The sequence below is a fragment of the uncultured Roseobacter sp. genome (genome assembly GCF_947495025.1).
In the GTDB taxonomy this organism is placed as follows: Bacteria; Pseudomonadota; Alphaproteobacteria; order Rhodobacterales; family Rhodobacteraceae; genus Roseobacter.
Genome location: NZ_CANLXG010000001.1, coordinates 600428 through 620339 on the forward strand (window position 1 = coordinate 600428; position 19912 = coordinate 620339).

General features: G+C 60.4%; 18 protein-coding genes. 8 read left to right on the top strand and 10 right to left on the bottom strand.

Annotated features, from left to right (window positions below; genetic code table 11):
• Positions 1 to 2: 2 nt before the first annotated feature.
• From Q0792_RS02950 to Q0792_RS02965, 4 genes are all read right to left on the bottom strand, one after another.
• Positions 3 to 683: a TRAP transporter small permease gene (locus Q0792_RS02950; protein ID WP_298836246.1), complete on the bottom strand. Its 681-nt coding sequence runs from the start codon at positions 681 to 683 to the stop codon at positions 3 to 5.
• A gap of 68 nt (positions 684 to 751) precedes the next feature.
• The gene (locus Q0792_RS02955) at positions 752 to 1753 is read right to left on the bottom strand and encodes a DctP family TRAP transporter solute-binding subunit (protein WP_298836247.1); all 1002 of its coding nucleotides are present in this window, start codon (positions 1751 to 1753) and stop codon (positions 752 to 754) included.
• 247 nt (positions 1754 to 2000) lie between these two features.
• Positions 2001 to 3230, bottom strand: coding sequence for a sigma-54 dependent transcriptional regulator (locus Q0792_RS02960; RefSeq protein ID WP_298836248.1), 1230 nt, complete (start codon positions 3228 to 3230; stop codon positions 2001 to 2003).
• Positions 3227 to 4975, bottom strand: a complete 1749-nt coding sequence (locus Q0792_RS02965) for an ATP-binding protein (protein ID WP_298836249.1) — start codon at positions 4973 to 4975, stop codon at positions 3227 to 3229. The genes Q0792_RS02960 and Q0792_RS02965 overlap by 4 nt, the downstream gene beginning before the upstream one ends.
• Before the next feature lie 59 nt (positions 4976 to 5034).
• Here Q0792_RS02965 and Q0792_RS02970 point away from each other — a divergent pair, with 59 nt between their 5' ends.
• Positions 5035 to 6219 (top strand): cytochrome P450, encoded by a 1185-nt coding sequence (locus tag Q0792_RS02970; RefSeq protein WP_298836251.1) that lies wholly within the window; start codon positions 5035 to 5037, stop codon positions 6217 to 6219.
• A gap of 66 nt (positions 6220 to 6285) precedes the next feature.
• Here Q0792_RS02970 and Q0792_RS02975 read toward each other — a convergent pair whose 3' ends face one another.
• Positions 6286 to 6753, bottom strand: coding sequence for an Lrp/AsnC family transcriptional regulator (locus Q0792_RS02975; RefSeq protein WP_298836252.1), 468 nt, complete (start codon positions 6751 to 6753; stop codon positions 6286 to 6288).
• A gap of 140 nt (positions 6754 to 6893) precedes the next feature.
• On the opposite strand from Q0792_RS02975, the gene cysG reads away from it, so the two are divergent.
• The 6 genes from cysG (at position 6894) to Q0792_RS03005 (ending at position 12385) form a co-directional block, all read left to right on the top strand.
• Entirely contained in the window at positions 6894 to 8315 is a 1422-nt protein-coding gene (gene cysG / locus Q0792_RS02980; protein ID WP_298836253.1) for a siroheme synthase CysG, read from the top strand.
• A gap of 1 nt (position 8316) precedes the next feature.
• A complete protein-coding gene (locus Q0792_RS02985) occupies positions 8317 to 8622 on the top strand; it encodes a DUF2849 domain-containing protein (RefSeq protein WP_298836254.1) in 306 nt (101 codons plus the stop codon).
• Positions 8615 to 10279, top strand: coding sequence for a nitrite/sulfite reductase (locus tag Q0792_RS02990; RefSeq protein WP_298836255.1), 1665 nt, complete (start codon positions 8615 to 8617; stop codon positions 10277 to 10279). The genes Q0792_RS02985 and Q0792_RS02990 overlap by 8 nt, the downstream gene beginning before the upstream one ends.
• Entirely contained in the window at positions 10269 to 11039 is a 771-nt protein-coding gene (locus Q0792_RS02995) for a phosphoadenylyl-sulfate reductase (protein WP_298836256.1), read from the top strand. The genes Q0792_RS02990 and Q0792_RS02995 overlap by 11 nt, the downstream gene beginning before the upstream one ends.
• Positions 11036 to 11464 carry a DUF934 domain-containing protein gene (locus Q0792_RS03000; protein ID WP_298836257.1) on the top strand — a complete coding sequence of 143 codons (429 nt, stop codon included), beginning with the start codon at positions 11036 to 11038 and terminating at the stop codon, positions 11462 to 11464. Before Q0792_RS02995 ends, Q0792_RS03000 begins: the two co-directional genes overlap by 4 nt.
• Before the next feature lie 72 nt (positions 11465 to 11536).
• Entirely contained in the window at positions 11537 to 12385 is an 849-nt protein-coding gene (locus Q0792_RS03005; protein WP_298836258.1) for a ferredoxin--NADP reductase, read from the top strand.
• Between the two features lie 83 nt (positions 12386 to 12468).
• Here the strand turns inward: Q0792_RS03005 and Q0792_RS03010 are convergent, their stop codons facing one another.
• Entirely contained in the window at positions 12469 to 13302 is an 834-nt protein-coding gene (locus Q0792_RS03010) for a translation initiation factor 3 (protein ID WP_298836259.1), read from the bottom strand.
• A 204-nt stretch (positions 13303 to 13506) separates the two neighbouring features.
• Between Q0792_RS03010 and infC the strand changes: the two genes are divergently transcribed.
• Positions 13507 to 14052 (top strand): translation initiation factor IF-3, encoded by a 546-nt coding sequence (gene infC / locus Q0792_RS03015; RefSeq protein WP_367276764.1) that lies wholly within the window; start codon positions 13507 to 13509, stop codon positions 14050 to 14052.
• A gap of 70 nt (positions 14053 to 14122) precedes the next feature.
• Here the strand turns inward: infC and Q0792_RS03020 are convergent, their stop codons facing one another.
• From Q0792_RS03020 to Q0792_RS03035, 4 genes are all read right to left on the bottom strand, one after another.
• Positions 14123 to 14782 carry a hypothetical protein gene (locus Q0792_RS03020; protein WP_298836260.1) on the bottom strand — a complete coding sequence of 220 codons (660 nt, stop codon included), beginning with the start codon at positions 14780 to 14782 and terminating at the stop codon, positions 14123 to 14125.
• Between the two features lie 12 nt (positions 14783 to 14794).
• A complete protein-coding gene (locus Q0792_RS03025; protein WP_298836261.1) occupies positions 14795 to 16195 on the bottom strand; it encodes a selenium-binding protein SBP56-related protein in 1401 nt (466 codons plus the stop codon).
• Between the two features lie 405 nt (positions 16196 to 16600).
• On the bottom strand, positions 16601 to 17392 hold the full coding sequence (locus Q0792_RS03030; RefSeq protein WP_298836262.1) for a xanthine dehydrogenase family protein subunit M: 792 nt from the start codon (positions 17390 to 17392) through the stop codon (positions 16601 to 16603).
• A gap of 156 nt (positions 17393 to 17548) precedes the next feature.
• Positions 17549 to 19912 carry a xanthine dehydrogenase family protein molybdopterin-binding subunit gene (locus Q0792_RS03035; protein WP_298836263.1) on the bottom strand — a complete coding sequence of 788 codons (2364 nt, stop codon included), beginning with the start codon at positions 19910 to 19912 and terminating at the stop codon, positions 17549 to 17551.

Here is a 19912-nt window from a genome sequence, read left to right on the forward strand (position 1 = left end):
GCTTATTTCCCTGCGTTCATGTGTTTGACGGCCTCGACCTCGTCTTCGGCCTCGTGACTGACGATCAGGCTGGTCTGTGTGCCGTTCCAGACACGAACTGTCGCCTGAATGAACCGAAACAGCAAAAGCGCCATGCCAAAGGGCAGCATGGCATACGGAATGAAGCGCGGGATTTTTTCGTATTCCTCTCCCATGTTGAAGATCGGCTCGATCCAGCGCAGCCATTCGGGCATGGGCATGTCGACGACCTCGTACCAGGCCTGATCGCGGCTGTTCTCGAACCCGGTCGGGAACCAGCGGCCTGATGTGGCGTCAAATCCGGCAAAGGGCGCCCAGTAGTCCCAGGCGCCTTTGAAGACCAGCCCGGCATATACAAGGCAGACAGCCGCGGCAACCAGCGCCAGAACACGCCGGACCGGCGGTTCAAAGAGGTTGATTACCGCATCGACACCAAGGTGCGCGGTGACCTTGACGCAATAGCTCACCCCGAAGAGCACCAGCCAGGCGAAGAGGAATGTCACCGCTTCAAGCCCCCAGATGATCCCGGTATTGAAGCCGTAGCGCAGCACGACGTTGATGAATGTCAGAATGGTCATCAGCCCGAGGATCAGCGCAATCGCCGTTTCCTCTATCTCGTTGACGATCCGCCCCAGAAGCGTTTCCGCCTCATATGAATGCGCCATCGGCCCCCTCCTTTTTTAAAAAACCCGGCCCCGCACAAGCGGGACCGGGCGGTCGTTTTTCAGTGGTCTCAGAAACCGGCGTTGATCGCCTGAGCCGCGTCGATGTTTTCCTGACCGACGTCATCCTTGAACTGGTCCCAGACCGGTTTCATGACCGAAACCCATTCTGCACGCTGGGCATCGTCCAGCTGGCGCACAACGCCGCCCGCTTCGATGATCGCGGCCTTGGCTTCGTTGTTTACGGCAGTGGATTCAGCGTTCCGCGTCGCGGTGACTTCGGCCACGATGGTCGAAAGCTGATCACGTACATCTGCATCCAGGCTGTCAAACCAGTCAGTGGAGGTGACCAGCATATAGTCGATGATGCCATGGTTGGTTTCGGTGATGCCGTCCTGGACCTCAAAGAACTTCTGGCCGTAGATGTTGGACCATGTGTTCTCCTGGCCGTCGACAACGCCGGTCTGCAGCGCGCCATAGACTTCGGAGAATGCCATTGGCTGGGGTGAGCCACCCAGAGCCGCCATCTGTGCCTTGAGCACGTCAGAGTTCTGCACGCGGAATTTCAAGCCATCCGCGTCGGACGGGCTGTTGAGCGGCACATTGGCAGACATCTGCTTCATGCCGTTGTGCCAGAACGCCAGACCGATGAGGCCGCGGCGCGTCATGGATTCTTTCATCGCCTGGCCGGTTTCCGAGTTCTGGAACGCGTCGACAGCGTCGATGTTCTTGAACATGAACGGCAGGTCGAAAATGCGGAAGACCTTGGTGAACTGCTCGAATTTCGACAGCGACGGCGCAGCCATCTGCACGTCGCCCTGCAGCAGGGCCTCGAGGACCTGGTCATCATTATAAAGCGTGGAGTTCGGGAAAACCTCCATACAGGCTTTGCCGTTCATTTCTTCGTTCACGCGGTCCTGCAGGAGCGTCGCGGCGATGCCTTTGGGGTGGCGGTCTGTGTTGGTCACGTGGCTGAATTTGATCACCACTTCACCATCGTCACAGGCGGCCGCAACGGCCGAAGCGCTTACTGAAAGTGTCAGCGCGGTGAGCGCTGCTGTGAAAATTCTCATTGGTTTCCTCCCAGGAAATCTGTCTGTTTCAGACGTTGATCCGGCACCGATTTGCGGTGCGCTGGCGTTATCAAACAATGTTGCCTGCCGCGCCGCAAGCATTGTGTTGACGCCGCGCCTGGCGGGAACTTCTTGCATATATTTCAATATACTACCCGCCGTAACTCCGGCTCTGCGTTTCAATGCGCCGATGTGGTCGTGCGAAGATTCGCACACGACATCCGCATAGTGTGCGGTTTTTCGCACATTATTCGATCCGGTAATCCTCAGGGCGAATCCCATATCGGGTCAGTTTGTCGTAAAAAGTCTTGCGCGGCAGTTTCAGCGCCTGCGCGGCACGGCTTGCCTGCCCGCCCGTACGGCGCAGGGCCTGTTCCAGCAGGCTCTGTTCCACCTGCGCCATCTGTTCGGCCAGCCCGAGAGAGGCATCGGCTTTTTCCTCGTCTGCCAGACCCAGCGCGAAACGCATCGCCTCGGACATGAGAGCCCGGGCGTTCCCCGGCCAGTCACGCGCCATCAGGCCCGCCACAACCTGCGGCGTGATTTCCGGCTCCTCCAGGCCTGCCTGCTCGCAGGCCTGGGCCACATAATGCTGGAATAACACGGGGATATCCTCGGGGCGTTCTGACAGCGACGGAATCCGGACCGACGAAACCTCAAAACGGTAATACAGCTCTGAATTCAGCTGACCCTCGGCAACACTTGCGGGCAGATCGCGGTTCGAACCCGCGATTACCCGCGTCTGAACACCGGCATCCAGAACCTCGACAAGGGCCAGCTGCGCCTGAGCGGGCATCAGCGTAATTTCATCAATAAACAGACTGCCGGTGCGCGCGGCTTCCAGTGCAGTGGGCAGATCCTGCGCGTTCAGAGCCGCACCGGCGCGTTTGACAAAAGGTGCTTTTGAACGGGCCGAGCACAGATGGATTACCTCGGCCACTTTTGAGATGCCGGCACCCGGCGCACCTGTGACCAGCACTTCGGTTTCGGCCAGAGCCACACGGCGCACGCGCGCACGCAGTCCCTCGGCCAGTTGCGATGTACCGAACAGCATTCGCGCCGCCGGATCACCTGTGGCCACCAGCGCACGCAGGTGGCGGTTGTCGAGTACAAGCTGCCGTGTCCTGAGGGCGCGTTCAAGAACCGCCAGCAGGTCCGCCGGCGCGCAGGGTTTTTCAAGGAAATCGAAAGCGCCCTGCCCCACAGCTTTCATTGCAGTCGGAATGTCGCCCTCTCCGGTCAGCAGAATGACCGGCAGCTCGGGGTCCTGCTCACGCGCATAGGCCAGCAGGTGAAACCCGTCACGCCCCGGCATCCGCAGGTCCGAGAGCACCACACCTTCGAATTCACGCGTGATATGATCCCGTGCGGCAACGAATGATCCGGCCGTGACCGGCACAAGATCAGCCAGTTCCAGCGTCTGCGCCAGTGCGTCGCGCACGGCCGCATCATCGTCCACCAGCAGCACCTGCTTCATGCAGCTTCCTGTGCCTCCCACGGCCTGATTTCGACGACAAAACACGCGCCGGGATTACTGTTGCTCACCCGGATGTCTCCGCCAAAGCTCTGCGCTATGCCATAGGAGATAGACAGCCCAAGCCCCATACCTTCGGAGGCGCCGACCTCTTTGGTCGAATAGAACGGATCGAAAACCTTTTCGGGTTCTGCGATGCCGGGCCCGAAATCCCGTACGATGATCTGCAGCAGAGCGCCCTGGACAATATCGATTTCCAGCACGGGCGTGTCGATGTCCTTCATGGCATCCATCGCGTTCGTCAGCAGGTTCACAAACACCTGCACCAGACGCACTTCACCGCCCTGCGCCCAGACCGCTGCCGCAGGCCGGGCAAAACGCACATCGACCTGCATGTCGCGCATCCGCGGGCCGGTCATCTCCAGCGCTGTATCAAGGGCCGCGACAACGTCGACACGTGTGACGGGTTCAGCCTGTTGTTTGGAAAAAGACCGCAGGTTTTTGATGATCCGCCCCATACGCCGCGCCATGTCTGAGATACGGGTCAGATTGTCGGCAACGCGTTCCGGCTGCCCCCGCTCCATGAACTGCACTGCGTTCTCCGCAAATGACCGGATCGCCATCAGCGGCTGATTCAGCTCGTGACTGATGCCGGCGCTCATCTGACCCAGCGCGCTGAGGCGGCTGGCCCTTGCAAGATCATCCTGCGCCCGGGCAAGGGCTGCCTGCGCCTCCTCGCGCTCTGATGCCTCCGCCCGGAGTGCGGCGTTGATATCCGAAAGAGCCGCTGTTCTGCGCGCGACACGTTCTTCCAGAGCAGTATTTGCCAGCGCCAGCGTGCGCCGGCGTTCGGTTGCCAGAAACAGCAGCGCGCCGAAGGCAAGACACAGCGCCGCCAGCGCAGCGGCCTGCAGGGCCGCCAGACGCCGTGCAGGCGAGACATCCAGCAGCACCTCGCCGGTCAGTCCGATAACGGGCAGTTCTTTGGTCAGGTGCAGGGCATTCTCCGGCAGATAAGGGCCCCAGCCCACCTGCCAGACCTCATGACCGCCGGTCTGATAGCTGCTGAAGGGCAGCGCGCGTCCGTCGTCCGGCTGCATTCCCGGCCCGTCCGCTGAGCGGGTCCATCCCACCAGATCAGTCCGGTTGGTGACAAATACCGCCCCGGCCGCATCGGTGAAGAACACAGACCGGAAACCGCCGCGCCAGGCATCCTCGATCGAGGAAATGCTTACGGCAACAACGACGCTTCCGGTGACACGGCCGTCTGCGCCAAAAGCGGGGGCAGCGTAGTAATACGACCGCGCCGGCAGGGGCGTGCCGGTCCCGTGGCCCCAGCCGAGCGCTCCCTGTTGTGCGCGTCTGATATAGGGTGCAGCACTAAGGTCTGCGCCAGGGGTAATATGGGCTGCTGCCAGAATACGTCCCTGAACATCCGCATACATGACATCAAGTGCGGCCGTTTTATCCGCCACGCTCAGAAACAGGTCTGACGCCTCGTCAAGACTTTCTCCGCGGGCCAGCGCATCCATCACCGGGTGGTCCGCCAGAAGCACGGCCAGTTCACGATACCGCTGCAGCTGACCAACTAGTCTGTCGCTGGCCAGCGCCAGATCCGCACGCCCCTGCCGGGCCAGCTGGTCCAGCGCCTGGAGGTACCCATAGCGCCAGACACCCGCCGACAGCGCAGCCACAGCAATCAGAAAGACGCTGATCAGGGCAATCCGGTGCAGAACGAGACGTTTCATTGCTGCAGACTACAAAGCGTCTCTTGCCTTGACCAGTGCGCAGAGGCTTTATCAGCACCATGGAAACACTGCACCAGTCACCGCTCGAACCCGCTTTTGTCCAGGATCCTTATGCGCTCTATGCCGGGGTGCTTGCCGGAGATCCGGTCCGGTACTGGCAGGATTATGGCATGATGGCTGTATTTGACGCACATAACGTGGCGGCGCTGCTGCGGGACAGGCGACTGGGACGGGCAAAACCTGCAGATCAGATCGCACCGGTGCCGGACCATCTGGCCGCCTTTGACGCCGTTGAACAACACTCGATGCTCGACCTCGAACCGCCGCGTCATACGCGGCTGCGCGGTCTGGTGCTGCGGGCGTTCACGTCGCGCCGGATCAGATCACTGGCGCCGGACATTGATGAAATCTGCACCGATCTGCTGGACCGGTTTCCCCGCGACAGCGCTTTTGATCTGATCCCGGCCTATTGCACGGCCCTGCCTGTGCGGATTATCGCACGGCTTCTGGGCGTGCCCGAAGAGAAGTCAGCCGATCTGCTGCGCTGGTCCAATGCTATGGTGGCGATGTACCAGGCCGGACGCAGCCGCGCGACAGAAAACGCGGCGAACATGGCGGCTGCAGAGTTCGCCGCCTTTCTGTCAGACTATATTGAAAAGCGGCGCGATGACCCGCGGGATGACCTTATCACTGAACTGATCGCAGCCGAAGAGGATGGAGACAGACTGACACGTGATGAGATGATCGGCACCTGCATTCTGCTGCTCAACGCCGGTCACGAGGCGACTGTGCATACCCTTGGGAATGCGGTGAAATGCCTTGTGCAATCCGGAACGGACCCGTCTGCACTGGCAGATCAGCAGATCGCGGCTACGGTTGAGGAGGTCCTGCGCTTTGATCCGCCGCTGCACATGTTCACACGTTTCGCCTACGAGGACATCAAAATCGGCGGGCACATCCTGCGGAAAGGTGACGAGGTCGCACTGATGCTGGGCAGTGCCGGTCGCGACCCCGCGCGATGGGACCACCCGGACCGGTTCGACCCGTTCCGGCAGACCCGGACCCACTCAGCTTTTGGCGGCGGGCTGCATTTCTGCGTTGGCGCGCCGCTGGCGCGGCTGGAACTGCAGATTGGCCTGCAACACCTGTTCCGCCGGTTTCCGGGTCTGCAGCTGAAAGAGACCCCGACCTACGCCGACATGTATCACTTTCACGGCCTGAACCATCTGATGGTGACGGTCTGAACCGGTGGCCTGACGCGCATCAGCGCGTCCTCCCAGAATGGAATGCGGCGCAGCCGCGCCTTCGGATCAGGTTTCCAGCGGCAGCATCGTTGTCGATTTGATCTCCTCCATCGACAGCAGCGCCGTGACATTGTGCACCCGAACTTCTGAGATCAGCGCCTGATAAAAGGCATCATAGGCGCGCGCATTCTTTACCCTTACTTTCAGAATATAGTCGATATCGCCTGCCAGACGGTGCGCTTCCTGTACTTCGGGCCTGTCCCGCAGGGCCTTCAGGAAACGCGCCTGCCAGTCAGCTTCGTGCTCTGATGTGCGGATCAGAACAAAGAAGCACGCTTCAAAACCGAGCGCCTCGGCATCCAGCACAAAGGTCTGCTGCCCGATGATGCCTGCGTCGCGCATTTTCCGAATCCGGTTCCACACCGGCGTCTTGGAAGACCCTGTTTTTGCCGCGATTTCGTCCAGAGACTGGCCCGCGTCGCGCTGCAGCTCTGCGAGGATTTTCCGGTCTGTATCATCCATCCGAACTGCCATTCCATCATCTCCACTGAATACGGGCGTTTGTTCTCCTTTACGTATAAATCAGAACAAACATCCTTTTCAACCAGAGCATATGGCAAAATACCGGGAATATTTCCTATATTGAGCACAAGAAATCAGAGAAAGACGACCACATGGATCATTTTCCCATCTTTCTGCGCGTCGAAGGCCGGCGCATTGTGCTGTCCGGTGGCGGCGATGCGGCCCTGGCCAAACTGCGCCTGCTGATGAAGTCCACAGGTCACATTACTGTATTCAGCCCCGATCCTGCACCGGAGATCGTGAAATGGGCCGGTGAGGGCAAGCTGCGGCTTGTCACGCGCGCAATGGCGCCGGGAGACACGCTCTGTGCTGCGCTGTTTTATGCCGCTGACGAGGATGCGGTCGAAGATGCACGCACCGTCGGGATTGCCCGCGCAGATGGCGCGCTGATCAATGTTGTGGACAATCTGCAGGACAGCGAATTCATCACCCCCGCCATCGTCGACCGCGACCCTGTCACGATTGCTATCGGCACCGAGGGCGCGGCCCCCGTGCTGGCGCGTGCGATCAAGGCGGATCTCGAAGAACGCCTGCCTGCCGCCCTTGGCCCGCTCGCGCGTATCGGCAAGGGTTTCCGCAAGATGGCCGATGCGCTGCCCTTTGGCCGCGCCCGCCGCGATTTCTGGCGCGATTATTATTTCAACGCGGGCCCCGCCGCCATCAGTGGTGGCGAGGACCGGGTCCGCGCGCGGCTGAACAGCCTGCTGAACGACCACCTCGATCGCAAAGCGCGTTCCGGCCATGTGCATTTCGTCGGCGCAGGCCCCGGTGATCCGGACCTGCTGACCATGAAGGCCCGCCGCGTGCTCGATGAGGCTGACGTGGTGATCTATGACCGTCTGATCAGCCAGCCGGTGCTGGAGCTTGCCCGCCGCGAGGCCGTGATGATTGACGCCGGCAAAGAAGGCTTTGGTCCGTCCATGAAGCAGGACGACATCAACGACCTGATTGTCGAGCATGCAAAAACCGGCGCACAGGTCGTGCGCCTGAAATCCGGTGATGCCACTGTTTTCGGCCGTCTGGACGAAGAGATCGATGCCGTTGATGCGCATCAGATCGGCTGGGACATCGTGCCCGGGATCACCTCTGCCTCCGCCGCCGTGGCCGAGATCGGCCAGAGCCTGACCAGACGCGGGCGCAATTCCTCTGTGCGCTTCCTGACCGGCCACGACACGAGGGGATTTGCCGATCACGACTGGAATACGCTGGCACGCCCCGGCGAGGTTGCCGCGATCTACATGGGCAAGAAATCCGCGCGGTTCATTCAGGGCCGGCTGATCATGCATGGTGCTGACCGGCATACACCGGTGACGATCATCGAAAACGCCTCGCGTCCTGAACAGCGCGTGCTTGAGACAACGCTGGACGCCCTGCCCGCCGCTCTTGAAGCTGCAGACATGAGCGGCCCGGCCCTCACCTTCTATGGTCTCGCCCCGCGCGAGGCCGCTGCGGCACGCCGCCGTCTCGTCGATACCCCCTTTCAACACCCCGTCAGAACGCAGGAGGCGCTGTAACATGGCCCGCGCATTCACCCCAAAAGTTGTCACCGCCAATGATCTTCTCAAAGGCGATGTGATCTATCAGACCGCCGACGGCTGGACCCGGGACCTGGCCCTGGCCGAAGTGCTGACAGACGAAGCAGATGCTGATCTGCGCATGATTGATGCCAGCCAGCAGACCGACCGCGTTGTCGGCGTTTACCTGGCGGACGTTGATGCCTCTGGCGGCACGCCCAGACCCACCCATTTCCGCGAAGACTTCCGGGCAACGGGCCCGTCGAACTATGCGCACGGCAAACAGGAGGCTCAGGCCCATGTATAATTACACCGATTTTGACGCGGCCTTTATCAAGGAACGCAATGCACAGTTCCGCTCTCAGGTTGAGCGCCGCATCGATGGCTCGCTGACCGAGGATGAATTCAAGCCGCTGCGTCTGATGAACGGCCTCTATCTGCAGCTGCACGCCTATATGCTGCGCGTCGCGATCCCCTATGGCACGCTGAACAGCCGCCAGATGCATAAACTGGCGGATATCGCGGACCGCTGGGACAAGGGGTACGGCCATTTCACCACGCGCCAGAACATCCAGTACAACTGGCCCGAACTGCGCGACGTGCCTGACATGCTGGACGCGCTGGCAGAGGTGCAGATGCACGCCATCCAGACGTCGGGCAACACGATCCGTAACGTAACAGCAGACCATTTTGCCGGTGCATCCGCTGACGAGATCGCAGATCCGCGTCCCGTGGCAGAGCTTATTCGTCAGTGGTCCACCGACCACCCGGAATTCCAGTTCCTGCCGCGCAAGTTCAAAGTGGCTGTGACAGGGTCCTCCACGGACCGCGCGGTGACCAAAGCGCATGACATCGGCCTGCGCATGGTCGAACGTGACGGCGAGGCCGGATTTGAGGTTATTGTCGGCGGCGGTCTGGGCCGTACACCCATGATCGGCAAGGTGCTGCGGGAATTCCTGCCCCGCGAAGACCTGCTGCCCTATCTGGAATCCATTGTCAGCGTTTACAACGTGCTGGGCCGTCGCGACAACAAGTACAAGGCGCGTATCAAGATCACCGTGCACGAAAACGGCCTGGAGGATATCCGCGCGCGGGTCGAAGAGCGCTTTGCACTGGTCCGACCGCTGTTCACAGGCGTTGATCAGCAGATGCTGGCCGCAATTGAGAGCGATTTCGCTGCCCCTGAATTCCGCGAAAAGTCGCTCGCCGCCTTCGAAGGCGCCTATACCAACGATCCGGTGTTCCGCTCCTGGGCGGACACCAATCTCAGCGATCACCGTGCGCCGGGCTATGCCATCGTGTCGATCAGCCTCAAAGCCCATGGCGCCACACCCGGTGACGCGACCTCTGACCAGATGCGCGAAATGGCCGAACTGGCCCGCGAATACGGCCACGACGAGCTGCGCATCAGTCACGAGCAGAACGTTATCCTGCCACATGTGCACAAATCCGATCTGCCAGCGATCCATGCACGCCTGAAAGCGGCTGGCCTGGGAACTGCGAACATCGGACTGATCTCGGACATCATTGCCTGCCCGGGAATGGATTACTGTGCGCTGGCCACAGCCCGGTCCATCCCGATTGCACAGGAAATCGCGACACGCTTTGACGAGCTGAAGCTGGAGCACGATGTTGGTCCGCTCAAAATCAAGATCTCGGGCTGCATCAACGCCTGCGGTCACCACCATGTAGGTCACATCGGCATTCTTGGCCTCGACCGCGCAGGTGTCGAGAATTACCAGATCACCCTGGGCGGCGACGGCTCGGAAGATGCAAGCATTGGCGAACGTGCCGGGCCTGGTTTTTCCGCAGAAGAGATCATCCCGGCCATTGAGCGCCTGGTGCTGGCCTATCTCGATCTGAGATCAGAGCCCGCGGAAACATTCCTCGAGACCTACCGCCGTCTGGGGCTGGCACCGTTCAAGGCAGCACTTTACCCGGAGACACAGGCCAATGCCGCTTGATCTTCACGCACCTTCGGGCGACGCGCAGGCATCCGAACAGATCTCTGAAGGTCTGGCCTGTCTGGTGCGCGACCTGAACGCGCGGCTGGAAGGCCGCGACGCACGGGAGGTGATCAGAACGGCACTGACCGAGATCACGCCCCTGAGACTGGTGTCCAGCTTTGGCGCGGAATCCGTGGCGCTGCTGCATCTGGCGGCAGAGGCGGACCGGGACATTCCGGTTATCTTTATCGACACCGAGATGCTGTTTGACGAAACGCTGGCCTACCAGCAGGAAATCGCGACAACCCTCGGCCTGCGCAATCTGCGCGTTCTGCGCAGCGCGGATGCAGCTGACCGTGATCCTGATGGCATGCTGCACCGGCGCGACCCGGATGCCTGCTGCTCGCTGCGCAAAACAGAACCGCTGCAGAACGCCCTTGCCGGCAGCAACGGCTGGATCACGGGCCGCAAACGGTTTCAGAACGGGCAGCGCGCCGAGCTGGATTTCTTTGAGGTCGAGCCGGGCACGGACCGTATCAAGGTCAACCCGCTGGCCCGCTGGTCGCGCGAGGACGTCACGCGCTATATTACCGAAAACCGTCTGCCACAGCACCCGCTGGTCGCGCAGAACTATCCGTCCATTGGCTGTGCGCCCTGCACGACGCCGGTGGCACAGGGCGAGGACCCGCGCGCCGGTCGCTGGCGTAACTCAGATAAAGACGAATGCGGCATCCATTTTGTGAACGGCAAAGCGGTGCGCCAAGGAGAGAAAACATGACAGTACTGGTTCAGGACAGCGGGTTTACCGCGGATGACTGGAACGAGGGATTTGTGGCACTGGGTGCTGCCAATGACACGGATGCGCTTGATGTGCCCTCGGACACCGACCCGGCGGACATCCCGCTGTGCAGCGGCCTGCAGATGATCCGCGTGGATTTCCCGTCCTCGGCGGATGGTCGTGGCTTTACCATTGCCCGCGCGCTGCGGTTGCGCGGCTATCAGGGCCGCCTGCGTGCAAAGGGCCATGTGCTGGCGGATCAGTACGCGATGGCCCGCCGGTCAGGCTTTGACGAAGTGGAGATTTCCGACGAGCTGGCCGCCCGTCAGCCGGAGGACCAGTGGCTCTTCCGTGCCAACTGGCAGGAGCACAATTATCAGGCGCGCTTGCGCGGCACAGGGTCCGCCCCTGCCCCGCGCGGCTGATTGCCGCCTTTCCCTGACCTTAAAAAACTTTCTAAAAGGAGCGCGCGGGTGTAAGCCTGCGTTGACACATTCATGACCGAGCAGACACCTGTGACCCAAGCCGCCGCTGTAAAAGTCCCGACCCTTCCCGATGCGCAGATCGTAACATCGGTAAAACACTGGACCGACCGCCTGTTTTCCTTCCGCGTGACGCGGCCCGCCTCCCTGCGGTTCCGCTCGGGCGAGTTTGTGATGATCGGCCTGATGGGCGACCCGCATCCCGAAACGGGAAAGCAGAAACCGCTGCTGCGCGCGTATTCCATCGCTTCCCCGTCCTGGGATGAGGAACTGGAATTCTATTCCATCAAGGTGCAGGACGGCCCGCTGACCTCAAAACTGCAGCACATCCAGCCGGGTGATGAAATTATCCTGCGCCCCAAACCCGTGGGCACCCTGGTGCACGACGCGCTGCTGCCGGGCAAACGCCTGTGGTTCTTCGCGACCGGCACCGGCTTTGCACCATTTGCCTCGCTGCTGCGCGACCCGCAGACCTATGAAGATTACGACCAGGTTATCGTGACCCACACCTGCCGCGATGTTGCCGAGCTGGAATATGGCCGTCAGCTGATCGAAAACCTGCGCCAGGACGAGATGATGCTGGAGCTGCTCGGCGAAGAGAACCTCGCCAAGCTCACCTATTATCCGACCACCACACGCGAAGAGAGCCCGAAAATGGGGCGGATCACGGATCTGCTTAAAGACGGAACTGTTTTCGCTGACCTTGGTATTGATGGAATTTCGGCGGACACGGACCGCGCAATGGTCTGCGGCTCTCTGGGTCTGAACAACGACATCAAGGAAATCCTGGAAGGCTTTGGCCTTGAGGAAGGCGCCAACTCGGACCCCAAACATTATGTCGTTGAAAAAGCCTTCGTTGGCTGATCACACCTGACAAAAAAAGCGCGCCGCGGGACAAGGCGGCGCGCTTTCGGGAACCGTGGGACCGGCCCCCATGGACAGGCTGCTTACATGCCCAGTGCAGAGCGCAGCTGCTCCAGAGTGCTTTTCAGCAGCTCCGGGTTGTCGTGCGCCTGTTTCACAGCATTGCTCAGCAACATTTTCTGGGTAGCCGCAAGATCGGAGCTTTCGATCATCTCCTGCACGCGCTCCAGGTTGAATCCCTCAGGTGTCAGAAGGCTGCTGTCGCTGGCAGTATCGGCAGCCGGTGTTTCGGTGCCTTCGGTCGCTGTGTCGGCGAGTTCCTCTACAGCTTCCTGTGTGTCTGCGACTGCTTCTTCTGTTGTGGTCGTCGTTGCATCAGTTACCGCATCTGACGCAGCGCTGGCAGCGTCCGATGCCGCGTCCTCTGCCTGTTCAACCAGCGCGGCTGTTCCCTCCGCCGCATCGCCTGCGGCCTCTGCGGTGGCATCAGCGGCGTCACCGGCAGCCCCGGCAATGTCGGATGCTGTTTCAGTTGCAGCGTCGGTTGCATCACTGACCGCGCCGGAAACCGCTGCGACTGCATCGCCTGCAGCATCGGTTACGGCATCCACCGCATTTCCTGCCGCATCCGTTGCGGCGTCAACGGCATCGCCTGCTGCATCCGTTGCAGCATCGACGGCATCGGCAGCAGCATCTGCGACGCCCTCAGCGGCATCCTGCACCGCCTCTGCAGTGCTCTCTGCCGCGTCACTGACGGCTTCGGCCGCCTCTTCGGCCACCGGAGCGGCCTCCCCGGCGACGTCACCAGCCGCCTCCGCGGCGCTGTCCGCCACCTCCTGGGGTGTCTGTCCGCTGTAAAGATACCAGCCACCAACAGCGATTGCTGCTGCGACAATAATCCAGATCACATTTCTCATATCGTTGCTCCCTCGTCACTTTGCCGGACCAACGCGGACCGGCTCTGATTGTTCCTGACCTGACAGGTGAAAGATCAGCCAGCCAGTCACAAGGGGGAAAACCGCGCGTTTCGGCGCATATCGGCCCAATTTGCCGCTTGAAGTGCACCGGCCAGGGGTTTAATTTGCTTTCGCATATTCTTGAACAATCAAAGGACTATCATCATCGCTCGCAGACCACACAACGCGCCGCCACAACGAGACACAGGCCCGCGCGTAAACGATAAGATCCGTTCCCCCGAGATCCGCCTGATCGGCGCCGAGGGCGAAAACGTCGGGGTGGTGACACCCGCCCGCGCTATGGATATGGCCGATGAAGCCGGACTGGATCTGGTGGAGATCTCGCCAAACGCCAACCCGCCCGTCTGTAAAATTATGGATTTCGGCAAGTTCAAATACGAACAGCAGAAACGTGAGAGCGAAGCGCGCAAAAAGCAGAAGATCATCGAGATCAAAGAGGTCAAGTTCCGTCCGAACACGGATACCAATGACTATGACGTCAAGATGCGCAATGTGTTCAAGTTCCTTGAAAACGGCGACAAGGTAAAAGTCACGCTCCGCTTCCGGGGCCGTGAGATGGCGCACCAGAACCTTGGTCGCGAACTGCTGGAGCGTGTCGCTGAAGACACCAAGGACGCGGGCCGCGTCGAGAACTTCCCGAAAATGGAAGGCCGCCAGATGGTCATGCTGATCGGGCCGCTGCCCAAGTAACCGCCACTGATCAATCAGAATGCAGCGCCCTGTCCATGGACAGGGCGTTTTGTTTTGTTGCGGGCTGTTTTCAGTGCCCGTAAAGCGCGGACCAGATGCCGAATGCGCCGACCAGTATCAGACTGAGCGCCCAGACCACGTCGAGGTTCAGCCAGGTCCGGGACAGAAACTTCAGGCCCAGCCACACATAGATCACCGCGGCAACGACGCCGCCGGCCACCGTCATGGCCAGTGTATGCGCGGCGGCCACGGTAAACGCAGTGACGACATTGCCGCTCATCAGCGCCTGCGCTGCCAGATGACCGGTTTCGTCGGGCCCGATCGCGCATATCCCCAGGTAGATCGGCACCAGCATCAGACCGGCACCATGCGCCATGGCCGCCAGAAAGGACCAGAGCGCAAGCCGTGCCGGATGTACCCGGGCCAGAAATTTCGGGTGCCGCCGGTTCAGGAGCAGATAAACCCCCATGGCCACAACGATAATGCCTGCCCCGACGCGGATTTCGGTTTCCCACTCGACCAGGAAAAACATCAGCGAAAAGGGCAGCAGGATGGCAATCATCGCCACAAAATGCCCGACCGCCAGCATTGCAAGCGCGCGCGGCAGTGCACGGGGGTTCTGCTCCATCAGCGCCGCGGAGACAGCAAGCGGCCAGCCCATCCCCGGGTTGAGCCCGTGATAGACTCCCGAAAAAATGACGGCCCCCCAGAGGGCCGTCAAAGATGTCATGTCAGAGAACACTCAGACCGACGGGTAGCAGAAGCTGTCCGTGGAGCAATCCCCCCCCTCGAGCCGGATCTGGTGAGACCGCAGACCCGCAGGAAAGTCGACATAGAAATCCTTGTTCAGCGTCAGACCACCGTTTTCACCCACATCGGCCATGACCATCTGGCCACCCTCGTCATCCGGGTAGAACTGGTCATCCCATGTGGAATACAGCGAATTGGTCCAGTAGACGCGTTTGCCGTCCCGGCTGATTTCCACCATCTGCGGACCATAGGCAAAGGGTTTGCCGTTCGGGTGTGCAGTGCCCCGCGCGATACCACCAACCTCGACCTTGCCGGCGAGAACCGGGTTCATCGGGTCAGATACATCATACTGGTGCATCTCGCCCAGGCCCCAGCAGGCGACATAGAGGTATTTGTCATCAAGGCTGAGGTCGATGTCCGTGACCAGCGGCGGCACCGCTTCAAAGCCCTGCAACAGCGGCGGCAGATTTTCGGGTTTTTCGGGGCGCGGATCGATTGTGATGGTCTTTTTTGCCTGCCATTTACCATCGTCATCCCGCCACCAGGTGAAAATCGATCCCTGGAGGTTGGTGGTGTCGACGACCACACCGCAGAACCCATAGGATTTCTTCGGATCATGCGCGGGCCGGATTTCCAGCGCCATCTGGTGGTTGTCGCCAAGGTCAATGGTCTGGATGTTTTTGCGCGCGCGCAGATCCCAGAAGTGGATGGAGTGGCCGTATTTGTTCGAGAGCAGATCCTCGGCCACAACGCCATTCTCGAACTGCGGTGGCAACCCCCATTCAGAGCTTACCATGTAGTCCTGCGGCAGGTTCCACCAGAAGTCATAGTGTTTGTCCTGCGGGCCACGGTCCATTTCGTACTGACCGATGATCTCGAAGGTTTCGCAGTCCATGATGAAAATACCCGGAGGTCCGTCAGTGCCATCCGCACCGCCCCCACCGAGGCAGGACACATAGATGCCTTCGGGTCCGCAGTGAATGGTGTGCGGGCGCGAATAGCCTGTTTTTGCAAAGAGCTCTTCGGGTTCAATTGTCTTGTGGATATGCGCTTTCAGCGGGTCTTTGACGTCGATGACATAGATACGCGACGACCGGATCCCCGGCACGATCAGATAGCGGCGCTCGAGGAAGGCATGACCGGAAAGCGGCGAGAGTGCTGAAGAGCAGGCGTTCCAGCCAAAGTGGTGAAATTCGTCACCCTTGTTGGGCACAATCACCTGGTGCACGATCTGCCCGTAGGTGTCAGAGTCCGGTTTCAGGTCAACCACGGCAATTCCGTCGGATTGCGAGCCGTCGGGGCTGAGCATCACCGTAAAGGCATAGTTTTCGACCGGCGCCTGCATCGCCAGCTTGGGCGACGGGTAAAATGTCGGATCAGGTCTCAGGTTCATAATATTCCTCCCATGAATTCTGCGCCCTCTGTTCGGGCGGTTGCGCGGGCCCTTCCGGGCCTCTGAAATCGTTTCGCTGTCCCCTTTCTGATGGTTGCGGCAATGTCCCCGCTGTTGTGTTTTTACGGTGCACACGCAGATGCACCTGTCAATTGTCTGACATTAGACGCATCCGCTCGCAAATCTCAACTGTTGGGAGAAAAAAACAGCAAATCAATTTTAATCTGAAGTCTGTTCCGAAACAGGCCGAATACACCGAACAATATTCCGGGCGCGTTGTTGCCGGATCTTTTCGAGCGCGCTTCGTGCCCTGCACGGCTGCGGTCTTCCGTTGCGGCAGATCATCGGCACAAACGAAAAACCCCGCCACCGGGGGCGGGATTTTTTAATGCTCTGCTGGCGATCTCAGCCTGCGGCGGTCACGGCCCGCTTTGTCATGACACCAACCAGATGAGCGCGGTAGGCGCCGGTTCCGTGCAGGTCGCTGATCATGTTATCGCCAGGCAAAGACAGCCCGTCGACAGCACTTTGTGAAAAGTTGCCCGAAAGTGCAGCCTCGGCCTCACTCCAGCGGAATACGCCGTCGTTTGAGGCGCCGGTCACAGCAACGCGCACGCTTTCCGCGAACTTTGCCACAAAGACGCCGACCAGCGCGAACCGCGATGCAGGCTGCACAAACTTCTGATAGTTTGATGCTTCCGGCACCGGGAAACGCACTTCGGTGATAATCTCGCCTTCTTCCAGCGCAGTTGTAAACATACCCTGAAAGTAATCATCCGCTGCAATCTCGCGGTTGTTGGTAATGATCGTCGCCCCCGATGCCAGAGCAGCGGCCGGATAGCAGGCAGAGGGGTCATTGTTGGCCAGTGACCCACCGATTGTCCCGCGGTTTCGGACCGCAGGATCGCCGATATGGCTGGCCAGGTCTGCCAGCCCGGGATAAAGTGCCGCGGCATCCCGCGCGACCGTTGCATGGGTTGTCGCGCCGCCAATGGCGACACGTCCGTCATCGGTGGTGCATACGCCCTGCATCTCTGCAATACCGCTCAGCGATACCAGCACAGACGGGCTGGCCAGACGCTGTTTCAGCGTCGGGATCAGGGTCTGCCCGCCCCCCAGCGCCTGCGCTTCTTCCCGACCCATGGCCGTGGCCGCATCGGCAACAGAGCCGGGGCGTTCTATATCAAAGTTATACATCTTCTTTCCTTTCCTCAGACCAGCGAAACCTGTGTTTCGTCTGGCCAGAAATATCGCCGGAGGAGCGGTCCGGTCCGCGTGAGCGGCAGACTGTCTGAGGGCGCGACGGTACAGTGTCCCTTTGCGCCTTTACCGGATCACATCCTCCCATTCGCCTCAGCCCTGCATCGCTGCCCAGACACGCGCAGGCGTCAGCGGCATATCGATGTGCGTGACATCCTTACCAGCGGACTGCAGCGCATCGACAACCGCATTGACCACCGACGGAGGCGAGCCGATTGCGCCGGCCTCACCGCACCCTTTCACACCCAGCGGGTTGTGCGTGCACGGGGTCTGACAGGAATGGTCCACCTGATAGAACGGCAGATCATCAGCACGTGGCATCGCATAATCCATATAGGATGCGCTCAGCAGCTGACCGTTCTCGTCATAGGCACAGTTCTCCAGCAGAGCCTGGCCGATACCTTGGGCCAGACCGCCGTGGACCTGCCCCGTGACGATCATCGGGTTCACCACATTGCCAAAGTCATCCACTGCTGTGAAGGCCTCGATCGTGACCTTACCGGTGTCGGGATCGACCTCTACCTCACAGGCATAGGCGCCGGCAGGATAGGTGAAGTTCGACGGATCATAGAACGCCGTCTCCTCCAGCCCTGGCTCCAGATCCTCGAGCGGATAGTTATGCGGCACATAAGCCGCCAGTGTCACATCCCCCCAGGCCAGAGACTTGTCTGTACCGGCCACCGAGAATGTACCGTCCTTCAGCTCGATGTCGGCTTCAGAGGCCTCCAGGATGTGGCTCGCGATCTTTTTGGCTTTGGCGATGATCTTTTCCGTCGCCCGCACCATCGCAGAGCCCCCCACAGCCAGTGAGCGTGAGCCATAAGTGCCCATGCCCATCGGTGCGTTGGCCGTATCGCCATGCACGATCTCGATCATGCTCTCGTCGATCCCGATCATATCGGCGATGACCTGCGGAAAGGCCGTTTCATGCCCCTGCCCGTGGCTGTGGCTGCCGGTCATCACGACCAGACCACCGGTGGCATTCACCCGCACAGTCGCGGATTCATAGAGCCCCGCGCGCGCACCGAGCTGCCCCACAAGGTTCGACGGCGCAATGCCGCAGGCCTCGATATAGCAGTTCACACCGAGACCGCGCAGTTTGCCCCTGGCCTCAGACGCCTTGCGACGTGCCTCGAAACCAGAAAGGTCGGCCATCTCTTCGAGCTTGTCCATCGTGGCGACATAATCCCCGGTGTCGTATTCAACGGCCACCGGCGTGGCGTAGGGGAATTCCGTCACAAAGTTCTGACGGCGCAGCGCTATCGGATCCACGCCAAGCTCGCGTGCGGCCTTGTCGATGACCCGCTCCAGCTGGAACGTCGCCTCGGGGCGCCCGGCACCACGATAGGCATCGACCGGCACCGTGTTTGTGAACACCGCTTTGACGTTCACATAGATCAGCGGGGTCTTGTAGTTGCCAGCCATAAGCGTGCCGTGCAGCCAGGTCGGCACCGATGGTGCAAAAGTGCTGAGATACGCCCCCATGTTCGCAAAGGTCTCGGTGCGCAGCGCGGTAAAGTTGTTATCACCATCCAGCGCCAGCTCGATCTTTGTCACGTGGTCACGGCCATGGGCGTCAGACATGAACGCCTCAGACCGGCTCGACGTCCATTTTACCGGGCGCCCGCAGGCTTTGGCGGCAAATGTGCAGAAGGCCTCTTCCTGATAGTGGAAAATCTTGGTGCCGAAACCGCCGCCTACATCGGGTGCCACAACACGCAGCTTGTGCTCGGGGATGCCCAGCACAAACGCGCCCATCAGCAGGCGGATCACATGGGGGTTCTGCGAGGTTGTATAGAGCGTGTGATCCCCTGTTCCGCGGGCATAGTCACCCACTGCGACACGCGGCTCCATCGGGTTGGCCACCAGACGGTTGTTCACCAGCTCCAGCGTGGTCACATGCGCGGCGTTGGAAAATGCCTCATCGGTTGCGGCTTTGTTTTCCTCGACAAAACCCCAGTCATAACAGAGGTTTGACGTCAGATCGTCGTGTACTTTGGTCGCCCCGTCGGACACGGCGGCCTTCATATCGACCACCGCCGGCAGCTCAGAGATATCGACGTCGATGGCCTCGGCTGCATCGCGCGCCTGCTCCAGCGTGTCTGCAACAACAGCTGCAACCGGCTCGCCAACATGCCGGACCTTGCCGTGGGCCAGAACCGGGTGTTTGGGTTCCTGCATGGGGTCGCCATGCTTGTCCGTCACCTGCCAGCCGCAGGGCATACCGCCCACGGCCTCGAAATCGGCACCGGTAAAGATTTTAACGACACCGGGCATCGCTTCGGCGGCAGAGGTATCAACGCTGTTGATCGTACCATGCGCAATATCAGAGCGCAGGAAAAACACATGCGCCTGGCCGTGGATGTTGATGTCATCGGTGTAATTGCCGGCCCCTGTCAGAAACCGGACGTCCTCGCGGCGCTTTGAACTGGCGCCAATGCCACTGTCTTTAGGCAT

Coding starts and splice junctions, on each gene's coding strand:
- Q0792_RS02950 (WP_298836246.1), bottom strand. CDS start 683: ATGGCGCATTCATATGAGGCGGAAACGCTTCTGGGGCGGATCGTCAAC.
- Q0792_RS02955 (WP_298836247.1), bottom strand. CDS start 1,753: ATGAGAATTTTCACAGCAGCGCTCACCGCGCTGACACTTTCAGTAAGC.
- Q0792_RS02960 (WP_298836248.1), bottom strand. CDS start 3,230: ATGAAGCAGGTGCTGCTGGTGGACGATGATGCGGCCGTGCGCGACGCA.
- Q0792_RS02965 (WP_298836249.1), bottom strand. CDS start 4,975: ATGAAACGTCTCGTTCTGCACCGGATTGCCCTGATCAGCGTCTTTCTG.
- Q0792_RS02970 (WP_298836251.1), top strand. CDS start 5,035: ATGGAAACACTGCACCAGTCACCGCTCGAACCCGCTTTTGTCCAGGAT.
- Q0792_RS02975 (WP_298836252.1), bottom strand. CDS start 6,753: ATGGCAGTTCGGATGGATGATACAGACCGGAAAATCCTCGCAGAGCTG.
- cysG (WP_298836253.1), top strand. CDS start 6,894: ATGGATCATTTTCCCATCTTTCTGCGCGTCGAAGGCCGGCGCATTGTG.
- Q0792_RS02985 (WP_298836254.1), top strand. CDS start 8,317: ATGGCCCGCGCATTCACCCCAAAAGTTGTCACCGCCAATGATCTTCTC.
- Q0792_RS02990 (WP_298836255.1), top strand. CDS start 8,615: ATGTATAATTACACCGATTTTGACGCGGCCTTTATCAAGGAACGCAAT.
- Q0792_RS02995 (WP_298836256.1), top strand. CDS start 10,269: ATGCCGCTTGATCTTCACGCACCTTCGGGCGACGCGCAGGCATCCGAA.
- Q0792_RS03000 (WP_298836257.1), top strand. CDS start 11,036: ATGACAGTACTGGTTCAGGACAGCGGGTTTACCGCGGATGACTGGAAC.
- Q0792_RS03005 (WP_298836258.1), top strand. CDS start 11,537: ATGACCGAGCAGACACCTGTGACCCAAGCCGCCGCTGTAAAAGTCCCG.
- Q0792_RS03010 (WP_298836259.1), bottom strand. CDS start 13,302: ATGAGAAATGTGATCTGGATTATTGTCGCAGCAGCAATCGCTGTTGGT.
- Q0792_RS03020 (WP_298836260.1), bottom strand. CDS start 14,782: ATGACATCTTTGACGGCCCTCTGGGGGGCCGTCATTTTTTCGGGAGTC.
- Q0792_RS03025 (WP_298836261.1), bottom strand. CDS start 16,195: ATGAACCTGAGACCTGATCCGACATTTTACCCGTCGCCCAAGCTGGCG.
- Q0792_RS03030 (WP_298836262.1), bottom strand. CDS start 17,392: ATGTATAACTTTGATATAGAACGCCCCGGCTCTGTTGCCGATGCGGCC.
- Q0792_RS03035 (WP_298836263.1), bottom strand. CDS start 19,912: ATGCCTAAAGACAGTGGCATTGGCGCCAGTTCAAAGCGCCGCGAGGAC.